The following is a 24,398-nucleotide window of genomic DNA, read 5'->3' on the forward strand; positions in this document are numbered from 1 at the left end:
AAATCTCATTTATCCCGCTATTTTCGAGCTGTAAAACTCCCATCTTAAAATTCGGCAGGAGCCCCGTTTCCCGTAAATGCCCGATTGGTGAGGGCTGATAATCAACGTGAGATGAACAAAACCCCACTGATTAAAGTTTCACTTTATAATACGCTTCTATCCCATCAACAGTTGCTTTACAAAGTTTATGTAGGGTACACTTATACGGGTGGTCAACAAAACAATTTAAGGATTTGTAAACAGTGTAGAAAACACCTTACACTTCATTATATTGAGAGAATTAACTCTAGTAAAAAAACCTTACTATGACATAGCAAGTATTTTAATGAAACTGGATTATTTTAATGGAAAGGTGAAATTATGCAGAAATCAATTGCTTCAAATATTTTTTATAAAATACTGCTCAACACGTTTAATATTATACTTCCAATTTTAGTTGGTCCTTACGCATATCGAACGTTAGGAGCAAGTTCAATCGGCACCGTTAATCTTGCTGAAACTTTTTTCAATTACTTCTTCGTGTTCGCCGTATTTGGTGTATATCAATATGGTTTACGTGAAATTAGCTTAATTAAAAACGATAAAAAGAAAGTTTCTAAATTATTTACAAGTCTCTATGTAATTAATTTCACAACTAGTATTTTGGCTTTATCAGGCTTTGTGCTCTTTAGTTATATTGGATACGGACATGAAAGTCTATTTCCTGTTCTTCTTATTTTCGGTTTTAACTTTATATCTAATATGTTTTATGTGGAATGGTTCAATGAAGCATATGAAAATTATGACTTCATCACTAAAAAAACAGTTATCGTTCGATTAATCTATGTCGTACTTCTTTTCTCTTTCATTCATGGGGTCGACGATTACAAAACATATGCTGGTTTATTAGTATTATCGACATTTTTAAACCACTCTATTAGCTTTATATATGTGAAACGCCAAGTGAAATTTGATTTTTCCGACTTAACGATTATTCCTCATTTGAAACCGTTACTATTAGTCTTAATTTTTTCAAATGCTAATATTTTATATACTCAATTAGATCGTCTTGTTTTAGGGGTATATGTTGGAAAAGAAGAAGTTGCATATTACGTAATGGCTTTTCAAATTATGATGATTATTAATACACTTATGTTAAGTGTTGTACAAGTAACCGTTCCAAGACTGTCTTACTTATCAGGGAACGCATCTGAAATGGAATACGAATCATTATTAAACAAAATTTCAAAAGTATATTTCATTACCCTATTCCCTGCCTCAATTGGTTTAATGCTCATTGCTCATGGAGCTGTTGTTATTTACGGTGGACAACAATTTGCTGAGGCTGGTAATACATTAATTGTTTTCGCCTTCTATATGATTACAGTCGGTATTGAGTCCATTTTATCGAATCAAATTATTTATGTGAAAAAGAAAGAAAGCATTTTAGTGCGATTTTTATTCATTTGTGGATTTATCAACTTAGCATCCAATATTGCACTAATATACTTCCATGTACTTACACCAACAACCGCAATTTTCACAACAACAATTGCGAATTGTTTCTTAATCACATTTGAATATATTTATGTGAAAAAGAAATTAAAAGTGAATTATACGTTATTCGATATACAAAAACTTAAATATCTATTTTATTCACTAACATTTGTACCGATAGCATTCGTTATTGATATGCTCGTATCCGGACAAATACTACAAGTTATCCTAGTAATAATGACGTGTGGATTAACATATGCTCTCATCCTCTTTATAACAAAGGATGAAATTCTCTTTTCACTACTTGAAAAGATACTGGCACGATTCAAAAAAGCTTAAACGCAATCTCTAAAAGGAGCTGTTAAACTTGAAATTTTCTTTAATCATGGCTACTTGTGGCAGACGTGATGATATTCTTGACTTACTAAAATCACTTGAACAACAAACTTACAAAAACTTTGAACTTATCGTAGTAGATCAAAATGATACGCCAATCTCTGATTTATTTGATGAATATAAAGATAAATTTTCTATTCACTACATTTATACACCTATTAAAGGCCTATCGAGAGCTCGAAATGCAGGCTTAAAAGTAGCAGATGGTGATTTCATCGCTTTTCCAGATGATGATTGTATTTATGAAACAAATGTTTTAGAGAGTATATTAGAAACTTTCAACTCTAATAAAGATGTTCATTTCATCTCAACAAACACTACAAATGTGGAAGGAACGGGTTCTTTAATACACGCACCGGATACAGACATTATTTTAAATAATAAGTATGGATTCATGGGACCTTCTTTCACGCTATTCTTCACAAAGCAATTTGTACAAGATGTAGGTACATTTGATGAAGATTTAGGTGTTGGTTCTGGCACGATTTATGGAGCTGGTGAAGAAACTGACTTTGTGCTACGTGGAATGAAACAAAATTACACTGGTTTATTTAGAAAAGATCTGTTCGTATACCATCCTGTAAAAGAGGAAATTATTAATGAACAATCATTAAAACGTGCTATTTCTTATGCTGGTGGTTTTGGTAGGGTTATTCGCTTACACTATGGATTCCCTTATTTCTTACGTGCTGTCGCTGCCGCAACATTCCGTATGACACAAAACATTTCTAATGATAAGCGTAAATTCCACGCAAATCGCTTACGCGGTATTGTTCGTGGATATTTAAAATAAAAAAACAAGGTGTAACCACTTTTATTAAATGGTTACACCTTATTTTTTATTTCTCTTGACCGCTTATTTCTGGAAAAGCAACCCATCATTCTTTGTAATTGCATCCCCCGCTGGTCAATTACATTATATATTTTTGAAATGATAGCATTATATCGAAGAATTTAGTATCATGATTCAAGACACTATTTAGAATTGAACGGAGGACATTATGAGCTTATTAACTGTTGAAAAATTAGGCCATACATTTGGTGATCGTACATTATTTAAAGATGTATCCATGCGCTTACTCGCAGGAGAACACGTTGGATTAGTTGGAGCAAACGGTGTTGGTAAATCAACATTTATGAATATAATTACTGGTCAACTTATCCATGATGAAGGCCGAGTTGAATGGACACCTGGTACAAATTATGGTTACTTAGACCAACATACAATTTTAACACCTGGCCGCACAATTCGTGACATATTAGCAGATGCATTTTTACCTTTATTTGAAAAAGAAAAAGCTTTAAATGAAGTTACAGAAAAAATGGGAACTGCTACACCTGAAGAATTAGAAGAGCTTCTTGAGCAAATGGCAGAAATACAAGATGCTCTTGAAGCAGGCGGTTTCTATTTATTAGATATGAAAATTGAGGAAGCAGCGCGCGGTCTTGGAATTGACGCAATTGGTTTAGATCGTGATGTTGCCGCATTAAGTGGCGGACAACGTACAAAAGTGTTACTTGCAAAGTTACTACTTGAACAACCAGAAGTATTACTATTAGATGAGCCTACCAACTATCTAGACGTTGAACATATTCATTGGTTAACAAATTATTTAAAAGAATATCCACATGCATTCCTATTAATTTCCCATGATACGGAATTTATGAATAAATGTGTCGATGTTATTTTCCATCTAGAGTTTACAAAAATGACGCGTTATACAGCGACATATGAAAAATTCCTAGAACTAGCAGAAATTAATAAAAATCAACATATTAATGCTTACGAAAAACAAAAAGAATTTATTAAAAAGCAAGAAGATTTTATTGCAAAAAATAAAGCCCGTTACTCAACTACAGGCCGTGCGAAGAGCCGTCAAAAACAACTTGATCGCATGGAGCGTATCGATCGTCCTGAAACAGCTATTAAGCCTGAGTTCTCCTTTAAAGAAAGTCGCGCAAGTAGTCGATTTGTCTTCGAAGGGGAAAATGTAGAGATTGGATATACACATGCGTTATTACCAAAATTAACAATGACAATTGAACGTGGTGAAAAAATTGCAATTGTTGGATGTAATGGTGTCGGTAAGTCAACACTATTAAAAACGATTTTAGGTAAAATTAAACCATTAAGCGGAAAAACAAGTCTTGGTGACTTCTTAAACCCATCATACTTCGAGCAAGAAGTAAAAGCTGATAATATAACACCAATTGATGATGTTTGGAATACATTCCCTAGCTTAGACCAACATCAAGTACGTGCAATGTTAGCGAAATGCGGTTTAAAAAACGAACATATCTCTCGTCCACTGAATCAATTAAGCGGTGGCGAACAAGCAAAAGTTCGTTTATGTAAACTAATGGGCGAAGAAAGTAACTGGCTACTCTTTGATGAGCCAACAAACCACCTTGATGTTACGGCAAAAGATGAGCTGAAAAAAGCGATGAAAGCATACAAAGGAACAATTCTTCTTGTATGCCACGAACCAGAATTTTATGAAGATTGGATAACAAAAACTTGGGATGTAGAAAAATGGGCCCAAGAAAATTCTTAATCCCCTAAAAAATATCCCTTTACACTGCTATTTAGCGTGCAAAGGGATTTCGTTTTAAAATACCATAAAGTTTGATAAGGAGTTTTTATATATAATGCAAAGTACATTTTTTCTAAAACTCAATACATTTTTTGTGAAATGTTTATTAGTACTATGTCTAATTATTTCTGCAGCTATTACATTGGACTCAATATCCGTGGTTAGAGCACAGGCCGACACTCGTTTACTTATTATAATCCCAAGTATCATTTTAATAGGCCTTCTATTTATATTTATTGGCTATATTGCCAATAAATATATGTCAAAACTACTATTCACTATTTCGCTTATCATTTTAGCCTTCTCTATTCGATTCATCTGGTTTCTTAATATCCAAACTCCCATCGAATCCGATTTTGCTATGATGTACAATGGAGCCGTGCAAGCAACTAAAGGCGATTTTAGTTTTGCTCAAAGCATATATTATACTTCTTGGGTTTATCAGCTTGGATTTACAATGTACCAAGCTTTGATTATTAATGTATTCGGTGAGGGGACTTTCTTTCTAAAGTTCTTAAATGTGTTATATTGCACAGGAACAACATTATTAGTTTACAAAATAACTTCTCACATATTTAATGAGTGGACTGGACGCGTGGCGGGATTAATATATGCATTATATATCCCAAGTATTGTATTAAGCTCAGTCCTAACAAATCAGCACCTTGCCACATTCCTATTTTACCTTGGATTTTATTTATTAATTACAAAAGGCTTAAGCCATAAATATATGTGGATTTTTATAGGGATATCGCTTTCTTTAGGGGACATTATGCGCCCACTTGGTGGCATCATCCTAATTGCAGTAACTATTTATTTCTTTTTACACGGTATGTTAGGGAAATCGAAACGAGATATTTTCACTTCTATTAAAAAACTTTGTGGGATTTTCGTCGTATTTTACCTTGTTCATTACATTATAAGTTATTCATTTATATCTGCCGGAATTACACAATACCCACTATCCAACCGTGATCCTCTCTGGAAATTCACAGTAGGACTTAATCATGAAACAAAAGGTGGTTATTCTACAACAGATGCAGAATATATGATGTCCTTTGAGATTGGCGAAGAACGAAAAGCCGCTGAAAAGAAACTGATTCAAGAGCGACTAGCTGATCCACAGAAGGTTTTATCGTTATTCGGTGATAAGTTTACACTCATGTGGGCAGATTACGACTCCGCTCCATCATGGAGTCTACTAACACTGGGGAATACAGATAATAATATGATTACTTTACAAAATGACCTTACGAAATATGAAAAGTATATGTATATGACAGCTATGCTATTTGGTACGCTAGCACTTCTATATCTCATATTTACTAAGCAAAACAACACGCATTACACAATATTTTTACTATTAATAATTGGTTATGTAACTGTTCACTTCTTGATTGAATACCAAACAAGATATCGATACTTTATCATTCCTAGCTTTACAATCATTCAAAGTTATGGACTATATTTGTGCTATCGATTTATATCAGACAGAAAAATCTCCAAAGTACAAAATTAAACTTTAACCAGTGAAGAGTTAATCATCAAAACACATTAAAACGAACTAAAAAGGCATGAGCCCGGTGCAATACCGTGCTCATGCCTTTTCATGTATATCTATATTTTCTTTTTTATTGTAAGCATGATTTATACCAAATGCAGCCAAAATGATCATTGAAATGGTGGCTGAATAATGATATCTTGATGCCACTTCTACTAACAACTGTGCCATTATTAATCCTATCGCGTATAAGCAAATAATAAATAGAGACGATTTGTTTTTATTTTTAATAGCCACCAATACACCTACTAATGAAGTAACAATTAAGAAGTAATAAAACATATTAGATGCTACTGTATATCGTACTATATGATCTAATGCAGAATCAGCATAGGAAACTGCTGCACTATCCTCACCTAAAAGCTCAAAGAATTTATTGGAGAATAATTTCACAAAATCAATATTATCATTTTTTATCCTCTCTTTTGCTTCTTCTAGCATTTTCTGTTGAGCATCATTCGCATTCCATCCTGGTTTATTACTATAATGAAACAATAGTTCAGCATCGGGTCGATTCCATTTCCCCGAGCTTTCTTCATTAAATCCTACATAAATGTTATACCCTGGGGTTGACGCTATCTCTTCACCTAAACGTACTGTTATATACTGATTTATTACTGAGGAAAAAATAAGGTATCCTACAACAATAACTCCTACATACGTTATCTTATTTAACCATATTTTTTTATTCCCTATATGCTTTGTATCTATAATAAAAAACCATATCAATAGAGCAATAATTGGAACTGCTGCAATTGGTCGCACCATATTCATAAATGCAAGTAACGCTGCTATTAAAACGGAATAAACAAGTAATCGTTTTATATTTATATTGGCGATTTTTTCATGAGTCATTATCATAATAAGCCAAATCAACAACAGTACTGTACAATAGAGCGGTTCTGACATTGCAAACATATTATAAATCGTTTGAGAAGGTAACGCTATCCATAAAACACTTGCTGTTATTGCAGTTTTAACCCCACCAATTTTTCTAGATATAGCATATATTAATCCCATTGATATTGTAGTTAAAATAACATTTAAAATAGGTGGTATCATATAACTAGACCCAAAGATTTTCATGAAAACACTTAAAAACGAAGCATATCCAAAAATATGTGGAAATAATGCGATGTATCTATTATCAATGACAAAGTTTTCACTTAGTGCTTCTGCAGTATAATAAAACGTAGCATAATCAACCAATGGTTGAATTTGGTACCTAAGCACCCACGCTAATTTGAATGTAAAACAAACGATTACTAAAACAAAAAAGCATTTTTTTTCACTTAATTTTTCTAGATATAGCGAACTTTTTCTAAGGATAAAACTTCCCACTGTAGATAATAATAAAACACCCACTAATAATGTTACATAATTATACTTTTGAATATCTGAAAAATAATTAATAAGTAATACTAAAGTAAAAAAAACGTATATAACATATACCGCACGTGTAGAAAAATTAGACATATCTTTAAAAAATAATTTCAAAACAATTTACTCCTTTAAAGATTAGTATTCAAAATAACGTTATCTCCATTACAAAAACATAATGAAAATTTAGGACTATTCATTTTTACCACAAAACAAAAAATACACATATTATTTTTGTTCGCACTATACTTTTTAATTGTCGGTGGTACGTAAAGCATATCATATATTTATCTATATTTTGTATATAATACCTATTTTTTCTAATTATTAAAAAAATCACTCTAATCAAAATAAATAACGTTTCATCATAAAATATGCTATAATAAGTATTTGTTATGTACGAATAACCTTTCTACATTTCCTGTTTTATTTATATATTTTATAAAGATGAGGATACTATTATGGAGAAACTCTTAAAGTTTGGTTTAGTAGGAATCTTTAATACGCTCATTACAATTATTAGCTTTTGGATATTGTTAAAATTTGGGATGAACTACCTGATTGCGAATACCATTGCCTATTCAATTGGTGTTGCCAATAGCTACTATTGGAATAAAAATTGGGTGTTTAAACCTAATAATAAAAGCACGTCAATGTTCTTTAAATTTCTAACTGTAAATTTAATTGTATTTGCTTTTAATACATTATGTTTATTTATATTAGTAGATAAACTTACCCTTAATGCGTTAATTGCACAGATTTTCGCAATTGGTGTCGGAATGGTTATCAATTTTGTCCTTAATAAAATTTGGACATTCAACCAAACTGAAAAGGCTACTAATTAAACTTAAACAACTTATTAAAACTACGGAGGATACAACATGCAAAAATTAATTTCGGTTGTAGTTCCTATGTACTTCGAGGAAGAAGTAGCGCAGGAATGTTATAACCGTCTAAAGTCCGTTATGCTTCAAAATGATATTAATTACGAATTTGTCTTTGTAAACGACGGTAGTACAGACCGTACAATGGAAATCTTATCTGAGATTGCAGCAAATGATTACCGTACAAAAATCGTCAATTTCGCACGTAACTTTGGACACCAAATAGCCGTTACAGCTGGAATTGCTGCTGCAAAAGGGGACGCTATTGTAATTATCGATGCAGACTTACAAGATCCACCTGAAGTTATTCCTGAACTTATTGCAAAATGGGAAGAAGGATATGAAGTTGTTTATGCGAAACGTAAACAACGTAAAGGTGAAACTTGGTTTAAACTTTTAACAGCTAAATATTTCTATAAATTCTTAAACTATATGTCTGATATCGATATCCCAAAAGATACTGGTGATTTCAGAATCATCGATCGCAAAGTAGCTGATGTTTTCAATCAAATGACTGAACGAAATCGCTTCATCCGCGGTATGATGTCTTGGGTTGGCTTCCGTCAAACGTATGTTGAATATGAACGTGATGAGCGCTTTGCTGGTGAAACAAAATATCCATTGAAGAAAATGATTAAATTTGCATCTGATGGCATTATTGCATTTTCGACAAAACCATTACGCATCGTTATGTCTTTAGGTTTATTATCAGTTCTTATTTCAATAATTGTCTTACTATATACAATTACTGTGAAAATTATTGGCACTGGTACGCAAACAGGTTGGGCATCTATTATGGTTGCTATTACATTCTTTAGCGGTATTCAGTTACTTGGTCTTGGAATCGTTGGCCAATATATTGCTCGTATTTATGACGAGAGTAAAAACCGTCCGATTTATATCGTAAAAGAAACAATCAATATTGAGCAAGAAGAGACTACACGAACAAAAGAAAAAGTGAATGCATAATAAAAAAGGTAACAATGAAAACTATCATTGTTACCTTTTTATATTGTAATACCCCATAAGCCTCAAACGAAATTCTTTTAAATTTGGATATACCTCTAAATTAGATAACATCCCTTGAATGACCGGAATTCTTGGATTTTGCAATCTCATTTCTGCCTCCAAAACATCTAATGTCACAAGTAATTCCTCATCTTCTAATTGATCAGCTAATGTACGTTTAAAAACGATAATTTCTTTTAAAAAGTGTTCCTTAACCTGCTCCTTAATAAGCTCTGATTTGCAAAGAAATTCTCCAAGCTTTTCTTCATGTAACACAGGTTCTTCCGAAGATCCTACCAATCCATCTACTAAATCATCTACTCTTTTCAAAATAAAAGCAGAAACATAAGATAAGTCAATTTCTGACGCTTGTAAAATAATTAACTCTAAATATCCACGGCATATGCCTTCTACCATAATGACTAAATCTAATAAATAAGGCATAACCTTTTCACCATAAATAGACAATAAACTATTCCGATAAAATGCGTGAGACTCTAACTTCATCCTCATCATAAACTCTTCTACTTCTTTATTAAAAGGTATAGCATTTTCCCTCGCATGCATAATAATAAATTCTTTATGCTTTTGTATATCGTTAAACTGGCAATGCAATTGTTTTGCAAATTTTTCACGTGGTAATAATGATTCTTTTTCAATATCCATCATTTTTTTTTGAATCTTGTCATAGTAATATCGAAGTGTTGCTAATAAAAGCTCATCTTTCGATTTAAAGTATAAATAGAAAGCTCCCTTAGATATGCCACAAGCTGTCACAATTTCCTGTACTGATGTCGCATTTACACCCTTAGTCGCAAATAACTTCATAGCCATCTCTATAATTAAACGCTCTTTTTCTTTCATATCATGTCTCTCCTAAATTTAATCTCGCATCTTATTATGAATTTATTATACCATCCCTTTTCATTGACGGCTGACCAATCAGTCAGTTATATTATGTATTAGACTGACCAGTTGGTCAATACAATACAAAGGGAGCGCAAACATGAACAAAATCATTAATTTCTCGTTAAAAAATAAGTTCGCAGTTTGGCTACTAACCATTATTGTTACCATTGCAGGTATTTATTCTGGGCTGAATATGAAGCTGGAAACAATTCCTGATATTACAACACCGGTTGTAACAGTAACTACGGTTTATCCTGGTGCTACACCAGAAGAAGTAGCTGACAAAGTTTCAAAACCGATGGAAGAGCAACTACAAAATTTAAGTGGTGTAAATGTTGTTAGCTCATCATCTTTTCAAAACGCATCTTCTATTCAGGTAGAATATGATTTTGATAAAAACATGGAAAAAGCTGAAACAGAAATTAAAGAAGCTCTCGCAAACGTGAAGATGCCAGAAGGCGTAAAGGACCCTAAGGTTTCACGTGTAAACTTCAATGCCTTTCCAGTGATTTCGTTAAGCGTAGCAAGTAAAAATGAATCTTTAGCTACCTTAACTGAGAATGTAGAAAAGAATGTTGTTCCAGGTTTAAAAGGACTTGATGGAGTCGCATCTGTTCAAATTTCAGGTCAACAAGTAGATGAAGTACAACTTGTCTTCAAAAAAGATAAGATGAAAGAATTAGGTTTAAGTGAAGATACTGTAAAAAATGTGATTAAAGGATCGGATGTATCTTTACCACTTGGCTTATATACATTTAAAGACACGGAAAAATCAGTTATTGTAGATGGAAATATTACAACAATTAAAGCATTAAAAGAGCTAAAAATCCCAGCTGTACCTTCAGCCCCTAGCGCTCAAGGTAGTCAAAATGCTGGAGCTAGTGCACAAACGCCGCAAATGAATCCAGCCGCTATGAATGGAATTCCAACCGTTACATTAGACGAAATTGCTGACATTAAAGAAGTTGGGAAAGCAGAATCTATTTCTCGAACGAATGGAAAAGAAGCAATTGGAATTCAAATTGTGAAGGCCGCTGATGCAAATACGGTTGATGTTGTAAATGCAGTGAAAGATAAAGTAAAAGACCTTGAGAAAAAATATAAAGACTTAGAAATCATCTCAACATTCGACCAAGGTGCACCTATTGAGAAATCAGTAGAAACAATGCTGAGCAAAGCCATTTTCGGGGCTATCTTTGCGATTGTTATTATTATGTTGTTCCTACGAAATATCCGAACAACATTAATCTCTGTCGTTTCTATACCACTTTCTTTATTAATTGCTGTATTAGTCATAAAGCAAATGGATATTACGCTTAACATTATGACACTTGGAGCGATGACAGTCGCTATCGGGCGTGTTGTTGATGACTCCATTGTTGTTATTGAAAATATTTACCGACGTATGTCGTTATCAGAAGAGAAACTGCGCGGAAAAGATTTAATTCGTGAAGCTACGAAGGAAATGTTTGTCCCAATTATGTCTTCTACTATCGTAACCATTGCTGTATTCTTACCGCTTGGGCTAGTAAAAGGTATGATTGGTGAAATGTTCTTACCATTTGCCTTAACTATTGTCTTCGCTTTATTAGCATCATTACTAGTAGCAGTTACAATCGTACCAATGCTAGCTCACTCTTTATTTAAGAAAGAGAGCATGAGGGAAAAAGAAGTACATCATGAAGAAAAACCAAGTAAATTAGCAAACGGGTATAAACGCATACTTGCATGGGCTTTAAATCACAAAATTATTACATCAAGTATCGCTGTCCTTCTATTAGTTGGTAGTCTTGCACTAGTGCCAATTATCGGTGTAAGTTTCTTACCATCTGAAGAAGAAAAGATGATCATTACAACATACAACCCTGAACCAGGGCAAACGTTAGAAGACGTTGAAAAAATTGCAACGAAAGCTGAGAAGCACTTCCAAGATAATAAAGACGTCAAAACAATTCAATTCTCATTAGGTGGCGAAAACCCAATGAGTCCTGGTCAATCCAACCAGGCAATGTTCTTCGTGCAATATGATAACGACACGAAAAACTTCGAAAAAGAGAAAGAACAAGTCGTTAAAGATTTACAGAAGATGTCTGGAAAAGGCGAATGGAAAAACCAAGATTTCGGAGCAAGTGGCGGTAGTAATGAAATTAAACTATACGTTTACGGAGATAGCTCGGAAGACATTAAGCCTGTCGTAAAAGATATTCAAACTATCATGAAAAAAAATAAAGACTTAAAAGATATAGACTCCAGTATTGCAAAAACGTACGCAGAGTATACTTTAGTCGCAGATCAAGAAAAACTAAGTAAAATGGGTCTAACGGCTGCACAAATTGGAATGGGACTCTCTAATCAACATGATCGCCCTGTTCTGACAACAATTAAAAAAGACGGTAAAGATGTCAATGTATATGTAGAAGCTGAAAAACAAAATTATGAAACAATCGATGACTTAACAAATCGAAAAATTACAACACCACTTGGTACTGAAGTGGCTGTGAAAGATGTTATGACTGTAAAAGAAGGTGAAACTTCTAATACAGTGAAACACCGCGATGGCCGCGTTTATGCGGAAGTAAGCGCAAAACTAATATCTGATGACGTTTCAAAAGCATCTGCCGCTGTTCAAAAAGAAGTAGATAAAATGGCTCTTCCTTCGGGCGTAGATGTTTCTATGGGCGGCGTTACAAAAGATATTGAAGAATCATTCAAGCAACTTGGCTTAGCGATGTTAGCTGCGATTGCCATTGTATACTTCGTTCTTGTCGTTACATTTGGCGGTGCTCTTGCACCATTCGCAATTTTATTCTCGCTACCATTTACAATTATCGGAGCTCTTGTTGCCTTATTAATCTCTGGTGAAACGTTAAGTGTATCTGCAATGATTGGTGCGCTTATGTTAATCGGTATTGTTGTAACAAACGCAATCGTGCTTATCGACCGCGTTATTCATAAAGAAAATGAAGGTCTATCAACACGTGAAGCTTTATTAGAGGCTGGTGCTACACGCCTTCGCCCTATTTTAATGACTGCAATTGCAACAATCGGGGCTCTTATCCCGCTTGCATTAGGATTTGAAGGTAGCGGCTTAATTTCTAAAGGCCTTGGTGTAACAGTAATTGGTGGATTAACAAGTTCAACGTTATTAACACTTCTTATTGTTCCAATCGTTTATGAAGTATTAAGCAAGTTCAAAAAGAAAAAAGCAAAATAACAAAAAAATAACCTCGCTAACTGCGAGGTTATTTTTTATTTCCAAACAAGATTAGAAAATCACCATAACCTTCTTTTTCTAATTCCTCTTTTGGAATAAATCGAAGAGCTGCGGAATTAATACAGTAACGAAGACCATCTGGTCCTGGACCGTCTGGAAATACGTGCCCCAGATGTGAGTCTCCTTCCTTACTTCTCACTTCTGTACGCGTCATATTATGACTCACATCCATTTTTTCTTTCACACTTGCTGACATAACTGGCTTCATAAAACTAGGCCATCCACACCCGCTATCAAATTTATCTATAGAAGTAAACAAAGGCTCACCTGAAACGATGTCTACATAAAGACCTTCTTCTTTATGATTCCAATACTCATTTCGAAATGGTGGTTCTGTACCATTTTCCTGTGTTACATAAAACTGCATCTCATTGAGTTCTTCTTTTAAATGAGCATTATCTTTTGGCCAATGTTGTTTAATAAACGCATCTCGCCCTGAACCCTTACGGTATAACTCGTAACGAAATGTGTTTTTCTTATGATATCCTTGGTGATATTCCTCAGCCGGATAAAACGTAGTAGCTGATAATATTTGAGTCGCAATCGGCTTTGAAAAGCGTCCACTCTTTGCAAGCTCTTCTTTTGAAGCCTCTGCTTTTTTATGTTGTTCTTCATTATGATAAAAAATCACCGTTTCGTAAGACTGTCCGCGATCGTGGAATTGTCCACCTATATCAGTCGGATCAATTTGTCTCCAATATATATTTAATAACTCTTCATACGGCATTTTATTTGCGTCAAATGTAATTTGTACTACCTCATAGTGTCCCGTCGTTTCTGAACATACTTCTTTATACGTTGGATTCTCTTTATGACCACCTGTATAGCCAGAAACAACCTTTATAATCCCTTCCATCTCTTCAAATGGCGAAACCATACACCAGAAGCATCCTCCAGCAAATGTAGCTAACTCTACCTTTTCATTTACAGCCATTATTTCACCCCTATTCTATCTTCTGCTTACAGTATGGCATAAAAAACATCATGTTATAAAAGAAAAAGCATCGAACATCGATGCTTTTTCTTTACTTCACCTTGTTTTTTTCCAAGTCCTGCTCCATTTCATCACTTGTTACATCTAAAACATCTAATAAGAAAATGAAGATTGGAATACCGATAATTAGTCCCCATACACCTAAGAAGTGTTCTGAGAAGATTAATACCATAAATGTATAGAAAATCGGTAAATTTGTTTTTTGCGACATAAACTTCGGATTTAGCACGTAACTTTCAAGTGCATGAATTACTGTTACGATAATTAAAATATAAACAACGTACATAATACCGCCGATATTGTAAGCAATCATACAAAGCGGGAATAACGAAATGATAACCCCAGCTACTGGAATTAAACCGAGCAAGAAGATCATTAACGCTAAACCTAATAATTGCGGAAATCCTAATATCCATAGTGCAATAACGGATAAAACACAGTTAACAACTGCAATTAAAAATTGTGCTTCGATTACTTTTCCGAATGAACGTGCAAATTTCTTACCGAAGTACTCAATTTCAGTATAGAAAATTGCAAGTCGGCTTTCTTTAAACTTTGCAGTAAAAGCAACAATACGAGCTTTCTCCAATAAGAAAAATAAACTTAAAATTAAAGAAAGTAACACTTGAAGGCCAAATTTCCCAACATTCGTAATCGATTTATACAAAATGTCAACGCCTTGTCCTACATATTTCGAAAGTTCCATATGATTAACAGCATTAACTGCATACTTAATTAATTCACTATCCGGTGGGTTTCTTAAAAATACGTTAAATTGATAAATCAATTGTGAAATTTGTATCGTTAATACTGGTAAATATTTAAATAGCGTAATAGCAATTCCACCAATTAACATTACATATAGAAATGCTATAATAATTTTTCGGTTAATGGGCATGAAATGATCTAATTTGCGGGAAATAAACTTTTGGAATCGATCCATTAAATACGTGAGAATAAACGTAATTAAAATTAAATTCAACATACTTTGCAGCCCGTATAACACGAGAGCAAGTATTACTAATACGAGAAACCTCTGAAATCCTTTGCTTTGAAACAGGTTTTTTATTTGCATAATCGACGAGTACTCTCTCCTGTCCTATAAAGTAAAACGTTAATAAGTAGATTTTTTCTCTCTTCTCTACCTTTAATTATTTATTCATATAAAGATTTTTACAAGCTTATTATAGATCTCCCTTAGCAGATCCTATAGTAGCTTACTTCTTATTTTACAATACAATGACCTAATTCAAAACGTATTCTACACAGTATTAATGAAGATTTAAGGAAACTTACATTTTATTAAAATAGGTCTTACCACTACTGTAACATAAAAAGCAAGCTATCAGTAGAAATCTGTCCTACAAATAGCTTGCTTTTCTCATTTTTTAAGTAAGTTTTACTAGCCAATGAATGGCATAAACATCGGTATGACAACTACAGTTACAACCCCCACTACTGTTACAGCAATACTTGCCATAGCTGCCTCTACTTCACCCATTTCAATTCCTACTGCCACTCCTAATGCGTGACCCGCTGTTCCAAGTGCTAAACCTTTTGCAATTGGATGCTTTACTCTAAATGTTTTTAAGAATAATGCTCCTAATGCGTATACAATAACCGCGTTAAAAATAACTGCAAACGATGTAATTGCTGGTATACCACCAATACTTTCAGAGATCGGTAACGCAATTGCTGTTGTTGCTGCTTGTGGTAACATTGAATTCATTACCGCTGTATCTAGACCAATTGCTTTTGCAACAATGAACACGACAATTACTGAGCAAATAGATCCAACCACAATAGCCGATAAAATTTGCCACCAATATTTTTTTAACTTGTCCACTTGTTTATATAATGGAATTGCAAACGCGATTGTTGCTGGTTCTAAGAAGAAACTAATCATTTTTCCGCCAGTATTATATTCTTCAAAAGTAAAGTTACCTACTTTTAGAAAGACAATCCCTAATACCATAGCTACGAATAATGGTGTGAATAAGAAGAATCCTTTTGAATGCTTAAATAATAATGTTCCGATTCCGTATGCAATTAATGAAACTACGATTCCGAAATATGGAGTCATTGTGCTTGCCATGTTCATTCCCTCCTAACAATATATACTGAATTGGTTACGCAACTTTTCCGTGCTTGCGTCCTTTATTTACTACTTTCAATTCTTTCGTATCTTCTATTTCTTTGTCATCTTTTCCTAAAATGAATTGTGCAAATAACCCTGTTACAGCGAGTAAAATAATTGTTGCAACAACAATTACAGTTAAAATTTGTACAAAATATTGTCCCATTACACCGAGAGAATTAATAACCGAAATACCTGATGGAACGAAAAGGAATCCGATAATACCTGTTAAAGCTGTTCCGAGTGATTCAACTTGTTCCAATTTAATAACTTTTAAACATAATAAGCTAAATAGAATAACTAATCCGATCACTGATGAAGGCATCGGAATTGGTAAATGTGTTGCAATAATATTAGAAACTAACATAATAGCTGAAAATATGAATGCTTGTGATAAGAAACTATATACTTTTTTCGTACTCATTTTGGCCACCTCTTTCGATTTGGTACCTTAATTGTATAAGATACAAACAAAACTGTAAGCGTTTACATAACAGAACGTCAAATATACAAAATTAGTTACAGAAATAGGCAGATGAAATACAAAAAGCTACTTCTTAAATACGAAGTAGCTTTTTGAGTTCTTTTGCATATGTACGGCTAACAGGTACTTTTGATCCTTCTTTCATAATTAAATTATATGTAGAATTGAACCATGGTTGTATTTCTGTAATATGATTAATATTTGCAATAAAACTACGATGGACACGCATAAAACTTGCTTGCGGCAACTTTTTTTCCAAAATGACAAGTGTATCGTGTGTTACATATGTTTCTCTCGTCGTTTTTACTGTCACCTTTCCGTCTACAAGTCCTACATATATAATATCTTCAATATTCACAAGTACAATCGATTCTTCAATTGGTAATGCTAATTTATGCATCTCGGTCGTTACGTCTATACTCTTTACTTCTTGTTTTGTTTCTAATTTTATTTGTTTTTGCTTTTTATATTTCTTTAATGTCTGTACGATACGTTCTTCATCAAATGGCTTTAAAATGTAGTCTAACGCATCTACTTCAAATGCTTGCAATGCATATTGATCATAGGCAGTAGCAAAGACAATTGCAGGGGGATTTTTCATCTTCTTTAATATATTTGCGATTTCAAATCCGTTATCATCAGATAATTGAATGTCTAGGAACACAATATCTGGCTTGTTTCTCATTAATTCCTCTAATGCATCCTCTACACAATCCGCCTCACCAATTATCTCTACTTCTTTCGTTTGCTCTAATAAATATTTCAATTCATCACGCGCTAACATTTCATCATCAACTACTAATACTTTTAACACTCCGTTTTTCCTCCCCTACTTTTTTCGGAATTACAAAGAGGATCTTTGTCCCTTGCTCTAATTCACTTTCAATTTGAAGCATTGTCTCTTTCCCAAATAACCCGATAAGTCGTTCATTAATATTATATAAAGCCGTTCCAGTCCCTTTCTGTGATGGAACTACCATTTTTCCTAATTGTCCGAGACGTTCACTCTCAATCCCTTGTCCATTATCTTGGACTTCAAAATGCACCATCCCCTCCTTTTCAAACACATGTACCTCAACTTCGCACACTGGCTGCTTTTTCGGAAAAGCATGGCGCAATGCATTTTCAACTAATAGCTGCAGTACAAATGGTGGAACTAAAGTCGTCTTTAACTCTTCCTCAATGTACATCTTCACTTCATACTTATTTGGGAACCGTGCTTGTTCCAATGATAAATATGCATGTACATGGTTTAATTCTTGTTCTAGCGGAATCAATAACTGACGTGCCCCTTGTAAATTACAACGAAAATACACGCTAAGCTGTAATAATAACTTCCTTGCTTTTTCTACATCTGTTCGGCATAAAGCTGATACTGTATTAATCGCATTAAATAAAAAGTGCGGGTTAATTTGTGCTTGTAATGCCTTTATCTCTGCATCTTGTAATAATTTGCTTTGCAACTCAGCTTCACCTAATTCAAGCTGCGTGGAAAATATTTTTGCTAACCCTTCTGCTAGCTCCTCTTCAACACGACTTAACTGGTTAGGGTTCTTGAAATACAGTTTTAATGTCCCTATCGTATTTTCATGTGACGTTAATGGAATAACAATAGCTGCTTGCAGAGGACAGCCTTCATGTTGGCAATTAATAACCTCACGTGATTTCGCTTTCATTATTTTCCCTGTATGTAAAACCTCTTTCGATAAACCTGTTATTAAACTGTGAGAAGGAATATGATGATCTGATGCTAATCCAACGTGAGCTAATATTTTCTCTGTATCTGTTAAGGATACCGCATCCGTTCCCGTAAAGCGGTGAATAATTTGTGCCACATGTTTACAAGACTCTTCTGTTAATCCTTGGCGAAAATATGGTAATGTCTTATCAGCAATTCGTAATACCTTATGTGTTTGCAAAGCTTTCGCATTCTCTTCCTGGCGCAAAATAGCTTGTATCATAGAAAGTAAAATAAAACTTCCGAAACTATTTACAAGGATCATTGGTATCGCAATTGTTTTCACGATACTAATTCCATCCTCTACGATTAATAGGATCATAATCATTTCTAAAGAAACGATAAACACGCTTAAAACCGCCGAAAACTTAGGCGTAATTGTACGATTATATTTTTTAAAAATGTATCCAATATACCCCGTTATAACACCTGCTAAAATTGACGAAATTGCACAACTTAGCGCTGTCGTCCCGCCAAGCATATAACGGTGAATACCAGCAATCGATCCTACTCCAATTCCGACGATAGGACCACCAAGCAATCCACTAATCCCAACACCCATAATACGTGTATTCGCAATTGTACTCGATGATGAAACACCTTGTAGCCAATTTTCATTCATAATTGTATTCCCTGCAATTTCAATTCCCGTGTAATTACTTACAATTGTAAACACTGAAAAAATACAAATAAGCTTAAGCTTATCTACATACCCATCTTGTCTATGAAGAAGGCGCCTGAACGTTTTAATATGAGAAAGTAAAAACCCTAAAATAACAATAAGTCCGACACGTTCAATCATCATAAGTACTAAATTTAGCATCTGTGATTCATTCCTTTTTATATGAGTTAGTTTTATTATGGGAAAATAATGAAGTGGGCGTCAAGGAGAATGAAGTATCTTTTGAAATATTTTACACATAACAATACACTCTTTATTTGACAATCTAATAGAAGAGTGCTAAAAATAAGGTAATATAATACAGTCCTTTAACCCAACCCCGTGAGGTTGAGAAGGAAGTCGGAATATACTATACGTATGGTCTTTTTTAGGGATACGTATGCTTTTTTGGCCTTCTCATCATATCAGGTGAGAAGGCCTTTTGTTATTCTTCCATAGCGACTGTAGAAGAAAATAAGGAGGAGTAATGATGAACGTCACTACCGATGTACAATCAACAACAGAGGAGACGAAAGAGAAAAGATATAAAACATTATTTGGCTCTGCGCTAGGATATGCAGCAGAAGGTTTAGATATGTTGCTCTTATCTTTCGTACTCGTCTACATTTTAAAAGAATTTCATTTAAGCCCTGTTGAAGGTGGAAACTTAACATTAGCTACCACAATAGGAATGCTGATCGGGTCTTATTTATTTGGATTTATTGCTGATTTATTTGGGCGTATCCGTACGATGGCCTTTACAATCTTACTATTCTCACTAGCAACAGCACTTATTTATTTCGCAACAGATTATTGGCAATTATTAATTCTTCGCTTTTTAGTTGGAATGGGAGTTGGTGGTGAATTCGGGATTGGGATGGCCATCGTAACTGAAACATGGTCTAAAGAAATGCGTGCTAAGGCGACATCCGTTGTTGCACTTGGATGGCAATTTGGCGTACTAGTCGCTTCACTCCTTCCAGCATTTATCGTCCCGCATTTCGGATGGAGAGCTGTTTTCTTATTTGGACTCATTCCCGCTTTACTAGCTGTCTATGTTCGCAAAAGTTTAAGTGAACCGAAAATATGGGAACAAAAACAACGATACAAAAAAGAATTGTTACAAAAAGAAGCTGAAGGCAATTTAACAACTACTGAGGCAGAACAACTAAAGCAAATGAAAAAGTTCCCACTTCGAAAGTTATTTGCCAATAAAAAAGTAACGATAACAACAATTGGTCTTATTATTATGTCATTCATCCAGAACTTCGGATATTATGGAATTTTCACATGGATGCCAACTATTTTAGCAAATAAATATAACTACACTTTAGCAAAAGCGAGCGGTTGGATGTTCATCTCTACGATCGGCATGCTAATTGGAATTGCGACTTTTGGTATTCTAGCCGATAAAATTGGTCGCCGTAAAACTTTTACAATCTATTATGTCGGTGGTACTATATACTGTCTCATTTACTTCTTCTTATTCACAGACTCAACATCATTGTTATGGGGAAGTGCATTGCTTGGATTCTTTGCCAATGGCATGATGGGAGGATTCGGAGCAGTTTTAGCTGAAAACTATCCTGCTGAAGCTCGCTCGACAGCAGAGAACTTTATTTTCGGAACAGGACGCGGTTTAGCTGGATTTGGGCCTGTTATTATCGGCTTACTTGCTGCAGGTGGAAATTTAATGGGAGCACTATCTCTCATCTTCATTATTTATCCAATCGGTTTAGTTACAATGCTACTATGTGTCCCAGAGACGAAAGATAAAGTATTAGAATAGATTGAAACTGTACAGAATATGATCCCCTTCGAGAAAAGTAGTTAAATAAATAGTAAAGAGGAAGCATCTCAAATGAAATGCTCCCTCTTTTTATATAACTACAATTATTTATTTTGATTTACTAGCTTTTTGGAACAAGAAGGAAGTTTTCTCTTCTTCTTTTACAATACCTTGTTTTAAGGCTAATTCCCCTGCAACTTTAGGCGCTAGCCATAGCATTGGGAATAACAGAATGGATACCGGGACAGCTGTTACTACGATGAATGATTGTAATGCATTAATACTTCCCTCACCCATGTATAAAAGAATCGCTGCAACTGTTCCCATAATAAGTGACCAAAATACTCGCAAGCTAATTCTAGGATCTCCATCTCCAGTCACTGCCATTGAAATCGAATAAGCCATTGAATCTCCTGTTGTCACTACAAATAAGATTGTTAATAAAAGAAATGCAGGTCCAATAATATTAGATAGTGGCAGTTGCTCTGTAATTGCAATCATAGCCGCTGGCATACCAGATTCACTTAATGCGGTCGAGATAGAACCAGGCTTCATTAACTCATAAAATACACCTGATCCCCCTAGTATAGTAAACCAAAACGTTGTAATAATAGGTGCAATAATTCCAATTGCAACAATGATTTCTCGGATTGTTCTCCCTCTTGAAATACGGCTCACTAAAATTGCCATCATCGGTCCATATCCAATAAACCATCCCCAGAAAAAGATTGTCCACGACCCTAACCAACCTGTATCACCACGATATGTGCTCATTGGAATAAATTCATTTATATAAAATCCAAACGAAGAAACAAATGAATCAATAATAAACCCACCTGGTCCAAACAGTAATACGAATACCATTAATAAAACTGCTAACCTAACATTTAAATTACTTATAATTTGAATCCCTTTATCAATTCCCGTTACCGCAGATATAGTAGAAACAGCTACTACACAAACAATAATGGCTAATTGAGTAGTAAACACATCAGGAATGTTAAACAATGCTTGTAACCCATAACTTGCTTGTAGTCCTAAAAATCCGATTGGACCAATTGTACCTGCAGCTACCGCAATAATAGCAAATACATCGATCATTGTTCCAAGCCAACTCTTTCGCAATTTCTCTCCAAAAATAGGATATAAAAGTGTTCGAGGTTTTAACGGCATACCTTTATGATAATGTCCGTACATCATAACTACCGCACTAATTGTACCTAAAATCGTCCAAGCGAGGAAACCCCAGTGCATATAGCTTTGTGCTAAAGCAGGCATTACCGCTTCTTTCGTTCCAGCAGTTATACCTTCATGTATTGGTGGCACCGTCATCAAATGGTACATCGGCTCTGCAGCTGCCCAAAAAACGCCACCTCCGGCAAGTAATGTAGACATAATAATAGCGAGCCATTTTGTCGTACTAATCTCAGGTTTTTCTAGCCCCCCAAGTTTAACTCTCCCATATTTCGAAAACGCCATACACATTGCCACAATAAATGTACCAATTAATAAAACCTGCCAAAAGGCACCAAAATATTTAATTGAAGCTGCAAAACTGCTATTAATGACTCCCTCTACGTAACTTTTATTTAAAATAACTGCAATTACAAATAATAAAAGTGAGCCACCACTAATAAGAAATACAGGCCAATCCGTTTTTCGACTCTTCATTCTCATTTACACTTCCTCCTTCCTCAGCAATCTAAAAAAACAACTTTATTATGTTTTATCGTTTACACCCAAAACATAATGATTATATAAGCATAACAATTCATCGATTTTCTACACACTTATGTTGTCCCTAAAAATATGCTAAATCCCTTATTTAAAAGAAAATTTCTATTCCTATTACATAAAAAAGCAAAACAAAAGACCTTATATTTCTATAAGGTCTTCGAAACAGAAATTTGATTATAACATAAGGAACTCCTTGGTTCAAAAAGCTCCTTCCAAAAATAACCGAGAGTAAAGGCTTCCATTTGCTACGTAACAGTAATTAAAAAAAATTATATTTTGCATAAAAAACTATACTAAATATCATTTATGAAAGAAATTCGGCTTCAAAATTTCATTTGGATACGGTTTATGATAAATATGAGTGGTAGCTGGTGACAACGGTGGAATGAGCCACACCCAATTGCCTGTTACAACCCGTCCACATGCTGCTTCTTGCTTCTCGAATTGTTGAAATTGTTGTGCAGCTGTATGGTGATCTACAATACTAACTCCTTGTTTTTTGAAGGAATGTAAAACAGCTACGTTTAATTCAATTAACGCCTTATCTTTCCATAACGTACCGTTTCTCGATGTATCTAACTCCATCATCTCCGCAACAGCTGGAAGTAAATTATAACGATCATGATCCGCTAAGTTACGAGCCCCGATCTCCGTTCCCATATACCATCCATTGAACGGAGCTGCCGTATAGGAAATACCTCCAATTTCTAAGCGCATATCTGAAATCATTGGAACCCCATACCATTTTACTCCAAGCGACGAAATCGGGTATTCTGGATGTTCAATTGGTACTTCTTTCACTTCTTCTTTTGGAATATCTTTATATACAGTTGCATTTCTATCTATAGAAAACACAAGTGGTAATACATCGAAATTCGTACCTTCTCCTTGCCAGCCAAGTTCCTGACAAAAATCCGTAAATGCAGCGGCATGAGAGTCACCGATTACTCCCATTTCTGTTTTATATCCTGCATATCGAATCAATTGGTGATTATAAATTCGTATATTATTTTCTTCACCTTGATATTGCTTAAAAATCGTAATTGTCGGTTTAACTTTTCCGTCGTTCGTTGCATATTTAATATGATGAATTAATGCATTATAAACACCTTCCTCATCATTTACTTCACGTGCATCTAATATGTGCATCTTACTCCAAAATAGTCTTCCGATACATCGATTACTATTGCGCCATGCCATTCGAGATCCATGAACAAGCTCTTCAAATGTATGCTCATACGTACCAGTTTTCTCTATCTCAACTTGAATTTCTTTCATGCGCTCTTCTATGAATTGTTCTTTATTCAGCTCTTTATAGCAAATCGTAATAAAATGACTCGCTTCCTTTATTAATTGTTTCGTTTTACTCATAAACG

18 protein-coding genes are annotated in these 24,398 nt (G+C 34.4%); 8 read left to right on the plus strand and 10 right to left on the minus strand.

Going from position 1 to position 24,398, the window contains the following annotated elements:
- Positions 1-360 precede the first annotated feature (360 nt).
- From KZZ19_RS26595 to KZZ19_RS26610, 4 genes are all read left to right on the plus strand, one after another.
- Positions 361-1,815 carry an oligosaccharide flippase family protein gene (locus KZZ19_RS26595; protein WP_001172393.1) on the plus strand — a complete coding sequence of 485 codons (1,455 nt, stop codon included), beginning with the start codon at positions 361-363 and terminating at the stop codon, positions 1,813-1,815.
- 28 nt (positions 1,816-1,843) lie between these two features.
- Positions 1,844-2,665, plus strand: coding sequence for a glycosyltransferase family 2 protein (locus KZZ19_RS26600; protein ID WP_088098574.1), 822 nt, complete (start codon positions 1,844-1,846; stop codon positions 2,663-2,665).
- 208 nt (positions 2,666-2,873) lie between these two features.
- Positions 2,874-4,427: an ABC-F family ATP-binding cassette domain-containing protein gene (locus KZZ19_RS26605; RefSeq protein ID WP_098342277.1), complete on the plus strand. Its 1,554-nt coding sequence runs from the start codon at positions 2,874-2,876 to the stop codon at positions 4,425-4,427.
- A gap of 94 nt (positions 4,428-4,521) precedes the next feature.
- Complete coding sequence (locus KZZ19_RS26610; RefSeq protein ID WP_237981164.1) at positions 4,522-5,985, plus strand: ArnT family glycosyltransferase; 1,464 nt, start codon at positions 4,522-4,524, stop codon at positions 5,983-5,985.
- Positions 5,986-6,063: 78 nt separating this feature from the next.
- On the opposite strand, the gene KZZ19_RS26615 is transcribed toward KZZ19_RS26610, so the two are convergent.
- Positions 6,064-7,524 (minus strand): glycosyltransferase family 39 protein, encoded by a 1,461-nt coding sequence (locus KZZ19_RS26615; protein ID WP_237981163.1) that lies wholly within the window; start codon positions 7,522-7,524, stop codon positions 6,064-6,066.
- A gap of 344 nt (positions 7,525-7,868) precedes the next feature.
- Here KZZ19_RS26615 and KZZ19_RS26620 point away from each other — a divergent pair, with 344 nt between their 5' ends.
- Positions 7,869-8,252, plus strand: a complete 384-nt coding sequence (locus KZZ19_RS26620; RefSeq protein WP_237981162.1) for a GtrA family protein — start codon at positions 7,869-7,871, stop codon at positions 8,250-8,252.
- Positions 8,253-8,288: 36 nt separating this feature from the next.
- Positions 8,289-9,260 (plus strand): glycosyltransferase family 2 protein, encoded by a 972-nt coding sequence (locus tag KZZ19_RS26625; RefSeq protein WP_237981161.1) that lies wholly within the window; start codon positions 8,289-8,291, stop codon positions 9,258-9,260.
- 30 nt (positions 9,261-9,290) lie between these two features.
- Here KZZ19_RS26625 and KZZ19_RS26630 read toward each other — a convergent pair whose 3' ends face one another.
- Complete coding sequence (locus tag KZZ19_RS26630; protein WP_088098577.1) at positions 9,291-10,163, minus strand: TetR/AcrR family transcriptional regulator; 873 nt, start codon at positions 10,161-10,163, stop codon at positions 9,291-9,293.
- A gap of 142 nt (positions 10,164-10,305) precedes the next feature.
- On the opposite strand from KZZ19_RS26630, the gene KZZ19_RS26635 reads away from it, so the two are divergent.
- Positions 10,306-13,422, plus strand: a complete 3,117-nt coding sequence (locus KZZ19_RS26635) for an efflux RND transporter permease subunit (RefSeq protein ID WP_237981160.1) — start codon at positions 10,306-10,308, stop codon at positions 13,420-13,422.
- A 28-nt stretch (positions 13,423-13,450) separates the two neighbouring features.
- On the opposite strand, the gene msrB is transcribed toward KZZ19_RS26635, so the two are convergent.
- From msrB to lytS, 6 genes are all read right to left on the minus strand, one after another.
- Positions 13,451-14,416 (minus strand): peptide-methionine (R)-S-oxide reductase MsrB, encoded by a 966-nt coding sequence (gene msrB / locus KZZ19_RS26640; protein ID WP_098342275.1) that lies wholly within the window; start codon positions 14,414-14,416, stop codon positions 13,451-13,453.
- Positions 14,417-14,507: 91 nt separating this feature from the next.
- Complete coding sequence (locus tag KZZ19_RS26645; RefSeq protein WP_088098580.1) at positions 14,508-15,551, minus strand: AI-2E family transporter; 1,044 nt, start codon at positions 15,549-15,551, stop codon at positions 14,508-14,510.
- 327 nt (positions 15,552-15,878) lie between these two features.
- Positions 15,879-16,571: an antiholin-like protein LrgB gene (gene lrgB / locus KZZ19_RS26650; protein ID WP_000168869.1), complete on the minus strand. Its 693-nt coding sequence runs from the start codon at positions 16,569-16,571 to the stop codon at positions 15,879-15,881.
- Positions 16,572-16,605: 34 nt separating this feature from the next.
- Positions 16,606-17,037, minus strand: a complete 432-nt coding sequence (gene lrgA, locus KZZ19_RS26655) for an antiholin-like murein hydrolase modulator LrgA (protein WP_000104908.1) — start codon at positions 17,035-17,037, stop codon at positions 16,606-16,608.
- A gap of 133 nt (positions 17,038-17,170) precedes the next feature.
- Entirely contained in the window at positions 17,171-17,911 is a 741-nt protein-coding gene (locus tag KZZ19_RS26660) for a LytR/AlgR family response regulator transcription factor (RefSeq protein ID WP_088098581.1), read from the minus strand.
- The gene (gene lytS, locus KZZ19_RS26665; RefSeq protein ID WP_237981159.1) at positions 17,889-19,658 is read right to left on the minus strand and encodes a two-component system sensor histidine kinase LytS; all 1,770 of its coding nucleotides are present in this window, start codon (positions 19,656-19,658) and stop codon (positions 17,889-17,891) included. The genes KZZ19_RS26660 and lytS overlap by 23 nt, the downstream gene beginning before the upstream one ends.
- A gap of 328 nt (positions 19,659-19,986) precedes the next feature.
- On the opposite strand from lytS, the gene KZZ19_RS26670 reads away from it, so the two are divergent.
- Positions 19,987-21,285, plus strand: a complete 1,299-nt coding sequence (locus tag KZZ19_RS26670; RefSeq protein ID WP_088098586.1) for an MFS transporter — start codon at positions 19,987-19,989, stop codon at positions 21,283-21,285.
- 108 nt (positions 21,286-21,393) lie between these two features.
- On the opposite strand, the gene KZZ19_RS26675 is transcribed toward KZZ19_RS26670, so the two are convergent.
- Together KZZ19_RS26675 and KZZ19_RS26680 are read right to left on the minus strand one after the other, a co-directional pair.
- Complete coding sequence (locus tag KZZ19_RS26675) at positions 21,394-22,962, minus strand: BCCT family transporter (protein ID WP_237982824.1); 1,569 nt, start codon at positions 22,960-22,962, stop codon at positions 21,394-21,396.
- A gap of 360 nt (positions 22,963-23,322) precedes the next feature.
- Positions 23,323-24,393 carry a nitric oxide synthase oxygenase gene (locus KZZ19_RS26680; RefSeq protein WP_237982823.1) on the minus strand — a complete coding sequence of 357 codons (1,071 nt, stop codon included), beginning with the start codon at positions 24,391-24,393 and terminating at the stop codon, positions 23,323-23,325.
- Between the last annotated feature and the right edge of the window lie 5 nt (positions 24,394-24,398).

The organism is Bacillus thuringiensis (assembly GCF_022095615.2).
In the GTDB taxonomy this organism is placed as follows: domain Bacteria; phylum Bacillota; class Bacilli; order Bacillales; family Bacillaceae_G; genus Bacillus_A; species Bacillus_A cereus_AG.